This window comes from Roseateles sp. P5_E11 (assembly GCF_054049355.1).
Map to the genome: position 1 here is coordinate 1 of NZ_JBFUMO010000488.1, position 4439 is coordinate 4439.

Annotated in this window: 4 protein-coding genes; all 4 read right to left on the bottom strand. The window is 66.5% G+C overall.

Annotated features, from left to right (window positions below):
• Positions 1–230: 230 nt before the first annotated feature.
• Positions 231–1037: an SDR family oxidoreductase gene (locus ACXJKR_RS25265; protein WP_457325168.1), complete on the bottom strand. Its 807-nt coding sequence runs from the start codon at positions 1035–1037 to the stop codon at positions 231–233.
• A 73-nt stretch (positions 1038–1110) separates the two neighbouring features.
• Positions 1111–1512, bottom strand: coding sequence for a GlcG/HbpS family heme-binding protein (locus ACXJKR_RS25270; protein ID WP_457325169.1), 402 nt, complete (start codon positions 1510–1512; stop codon positions 1111–1113).
• A 463-nt stretch (positions 1513–1975) separates the two neighbouring features.
• Entirely contained in the window at positions 1976–3079 is a 1104-nt protein-coding gene (locus ACXJKR_RS25275; RefSeq protein ID WP_457325170.1) for a porin, read from the bottom strand.
• A 369-nt stretch (positions 3080–3448) separates the two neighbouring features.
• Positions 3449–4439, bottom strand: a 991-nt coding sequence (locus ACXJKR_RS25280; protein ID WP_457325172.1) for an aldehyde dehydrogenase family protein, incomplete at its 5' end; no start/stop codon positions are given.

The window sequence follows — 4439 nt, forward strand, 5'->3', positions numbered from 1 at the left end:
GATCATGGCCGGCACGTTGGCCGTCGCCGGTTCGATCGCGAGGGCGAGCGAGAAGCCCAACGCCAGGACCAGGGTCAGGGCCATAAAGGCGGATTTCATGGCTTTTCCTTTGGATGAGGGCCCTGCAGGGGGCAGGCGGGATGGACGCCACCCGCCGGCGGGCCGGCGGGCCGGCGAGCGCGTCGCACAAAAGAATCGACTGGGCAGGACGAGGCCTGCCTCCCGCGCCGTCAGATCTCGGCGGTCCAGGCGTCGGCCTGRCTCTGCTTGAGCATGTCCTCGACGAACTGCGGGCAGACGTTGCGGAACTTGCCCGTGTCCGCAGGGACGATCTCGATCATTCGGGCGATCATTTCCGCGGGGTCGAGACGACCCTGCGGCGTCCCCAGCAGGCTGTCGAACGTCGCCTGCATCGCGGCGCGCTTCGTGAAGTTGACGTCGTCATCCAGCCAGCGGAACGGCGAGTCAGCCATCGTCTCGTTGTAGCCGGTCAGGTAGGCACCGGGGTTGATGGTCTGGACCTTGATGCCGAACGGCGCAAGCTCCTGGTGCATCGCCTCCGCGACGCCCTCCAGCGCGTGCTTGGTCGAGGTGTACACCGCATAGCCCGGCGGTGTGAACAGCCCGCCCATGGACGACGTGAACACGATCTTGGCCTTCTTCTTCTTCGCGATCCAGTTCCTGATGAAGCCCTGCGTGAGGGCCAGCGGTGCGAACACATTCACCTCGAAGTTCTTGCGCACCAGATCGATGGGGATCTCGGACACCGGCCCGCACTCGCCCATGCCGGCGTTGTTGAACAGGATGTCGATGTCCAATTTCTGCGCATGCGACACGTCGTAGTGGTCGAGCAGGTCTAGTCGCTCCACGCGCAGGTTCGCCTTGAGACCGAGCTCGTCGACCTTGCGGCGCAGCTGCGCGACCTGGGAGGCGATCTGGCAGGTGGCGATGACCTGGTGGCCCAGTCGGGCCAGGCCGATGGCGGTGCCCTCGCCAAAGCCGGAGCCGGCGCCAGTGATCAGAATGGTCTTGGACATTGCAGTACCTTCAGTGGAAGAAATTGGCCGCGAGGCCGGTTGAGAGCGCACGGCGCGATGCCGCGCAGGCGATTCAGTCCGCGAACGCCGCGGCGCCAGCAGAGGCGATCTCGAAGTCCTGATCGACGCTCCCTCCGGAGACACCGATGGAGCCAGCCATCGCGCCGTCGTTGGTGCGCAGCGGAATGCCGCCGGCAAAAGGCGCCAGGCCGTCATTGCTGATCTCCAGCGCATGCGCGGCCGCCCCGGGCTTGCAGTACTCCCAGACCATTTCGCTGTTGCACTCGAAGAGCGCGGCCGTACGCGCCTTGCGCATGGCGAGGTCGACCGATCCCAGCACGGCGCCATCCATGCGGATGAAGGCCTTAAGGTGGCTGGCTGCGTCGACGACGGCAACGTTGACGCGCAAGCCGAGCTCTTCTGCACGCCTGACCGCCGCATTGACGACGGTCTGTGCCCTGTATGTGGTGTTCATTCGAATTGCTCCTGGGTGTGGGCCGCCGTCCAGGGACGGGACCGTTGCAGAGGTGGTCGCCGATGCGAACCATGGCCATAGCCTAGGCATCGGGCACCCGGAGACGGTGCGACTAAAGATTGACGCGAACCCTGCCAGACGACGGACGCCTGCATCGCCGATGCGGCGTTGCGCGGTCAGCTGGAACCGAGCCACGCGCATGGGCCCGGCCGCGCCGATTGAGGCTGGCAGCAGGCCAGGTCGGCGGCCGCAGCGCACCAGCGCGGCACGCCACGCAGCGCTGTGTCCCAAGTGTGCAAGCCCCCGCGCGATGCAGGCGCGACGCGCGAGCGATGCCGGAAGACACGCATCATCCCGATGCGCGAGCGACCGTCTTGAACGGCCCGACGTGGCCGCGGCCGCTGGGCTGTCCTGAAGGGGCGTGGCCTACGCCCGCAGGCGTTGGCCCCCCTGCCCTCCCAACTCAGAACAGGTGCCGAACCCCGAACGACAGGATGCTCGGATCCTGGCCGAGACCACTCGCGGCGAAGGTCGCCGTCGCAGCGGACAGGCCGAGGTTGGATCGCTCGTTGTTGTCCACGCGCGCGTAGGAGCTGTACAGGAATGTTCGCTTCGACAGCGAGTACTCGTAGGCCAGCGAGATCGTCGTGRCACGCCCGTCGACAGTCCCCGCCACGTGGTCGAAGCGCGTCGAGAACACCTGGGCGATCAAGCGGCTCCTCGGCAAAGGCAGAACCRCACCCACGTTGAAGTTCGTCTGCTTCAGATTGGTCGCTGGCGTGACGGTGATGTTGGTCTCGGACGGGTCGTAGGCGAAGTAGCCGACCACGAGCTTTGCCGGGCCGAAGTCGTACTGCGCGCCAGCCGAGATCCCGCGCTGYCAGGCGGGAGCTGCATTGGCGGGGATGTCCCTGATGCTCTGCTTGGCGCGGTAGTAGCTGGCAGTCACCCCGAAGGCACCGCTGGTCCAGGTGAAACCGGGATTGATCATGCGTCCCCCGCCGTTGGGGCTCTCGTCCCCAGCGGCGACCATCAGCCGCCCCGTGAACCCGTTGGCATGGAAGGTACCGAGCAGCGAATTGTTGACACGCGTCACCGCGCCCTGGATGCCATCTCCTACACCCGAGTTCGTGACGAGGTTGATGCCGGTCAGGTTGGAGCCGCCCCAGTACGCTTGCCCGGAAGCGTCCGAGTACACGAGGCTCTGCCACAGCGGCGGGTACTGGCGGCCGGCACTGACCGTCCACTCCTTCGTACCGAGGTCCACCCAGATCTGCCGGCCCCATGCCAGGCCGCCTTGCTGCAGCGCACCGGTGTCGGCGCCCATGCCCATTTCCATCTGGAAGCTGGCGGACAAGCCGCCGCCGAGGTCCTCGTTGCCGCGAAAGCCGAGCCGGCTGCCATTGCCGACGCCCGAGTCCATGACCTTGCGGTTCACGCCCGATCCCGCGTGCTGGAAGCCCACGCTGAGATCCAGCACGCCGTAGATGGTCACGCTGCTTTGAGCCTGCGCGGCAAGCACGGGAAAGCACAGTGCCAGGGAAGAAAACAGTCTTTTCTTGAACATGGATGTCTCCGTTGGAATAGGAATGAAACCAAGCCAGCGCGTCATGGCGCAATCAATCGAAAGAAGGTTGTCCCCGCAAACAACCTGGGACAGACAGCCGGACAGATGCGGTCAGCAGCGCCTTGCGCGACGCGTGCGACAGTCATCGACACTCAGAGGACCCGACGGATCTCGCGGGCCGAGATGCGCGCCACACGGTGTTGCCGTGGCCGTGGCCGCATCTGGATGCACTGCTTCGCCGCCCGGCGCCCGCCGGCCAGTGCACAGGCCGGCGGGGCACCACGCCTCTCTGCGGCCAGCGCCTGTCGCTGGCCCTGGGAAACGGCCCTTCAGGCCGTCGGCCCGGCAAGGCGCCGGGCTCCACCGAACTCAGAGTTTGATGATCACGGACTTCTGCTGCATGTAGTGCGTGAGCGACTCCATGCCCTGCTCACGCCCATAGCCACTCATCTTGTAGCCACCGGACGGGGTCTGCACGAACCCACCCGCGTATTCGTTCACCACGATGCGGCCAGCCTGCATCCTGGCTGCCACGCGATGCACGCGGCCGATGTCCCGGCTCCAGATGCCCGCGGCCAGGCCGAAGTCAGAATCGTTCGCGAGGCGAATCGCATCCGCCTCGTCCTTGAACGGGATCACGCAAAGCACCGGACCGAAGATCTCTTCGCGCACCAGCCGCGAAGCGTTGCTTGCGCCGACAAAGATCGTCGGCTCGATGAACCAGCCACGCTTGAGCCGCTCGTCCTGCGGCAACCTGCCGCCAACCACGGCGCGCAGGCCTTCCTCCCGTGCGATGTCGAAGTAGCTGAGCACCTTGTCGTACTGCAGCCGCGTCGTGATCGGGCCCGCTCCAGCGTCGTGCTCCGGGCCGACCTTGACCTGCCTGACGGCCGCCACCACCTGTTCGACGAACCGGTCATGGATCGACTCCTGAACCAGCAGCCGCGTGCCGGCAGCGCACCACTGGCCGCTGTTCCAGGTGAAGGCGCGCGCCGACCCCGTCGCCGCCGCGTCGAGATCGGCATCGTCGAACACGATGTTGGCGGACTTGCCGCCCAGCTCGAGCGTCAACGGAAGGATGCAGTCTGCGGCCACGCGTCCCAGCTCCTGACCCGCGCGAACACTACCTGTCAGGGAGATTTTGCGGACGTGCGGACTCTGCGCCATCGCCGGTCCGACCTCGGGCCCGATGCCCAGCACGACATTCAGCACGCCGAGCGGGAGGCCCGCCTCCTCGGTCGCCAGGCGGGCCAAGGCGACCAGGGAGCCGGGGGTGTGTTCCGAGGGCTTGGCCAGCACGGTATTGCCCGCGGCAAGCGCCGGCGCGATGGCTCGCGCCGCCTGGTGAAGGGGCGCATTC

Excerpts from the sequence above, each read along its gene's own strand:
- ACXJKR_RS25270 (WP_457325169.1), bottom strand. The coding sequence starts at position 1,512 with ATGAACACCACATACAGGGCACAGACCGTCGTCAATGCGGCGGTCAGG.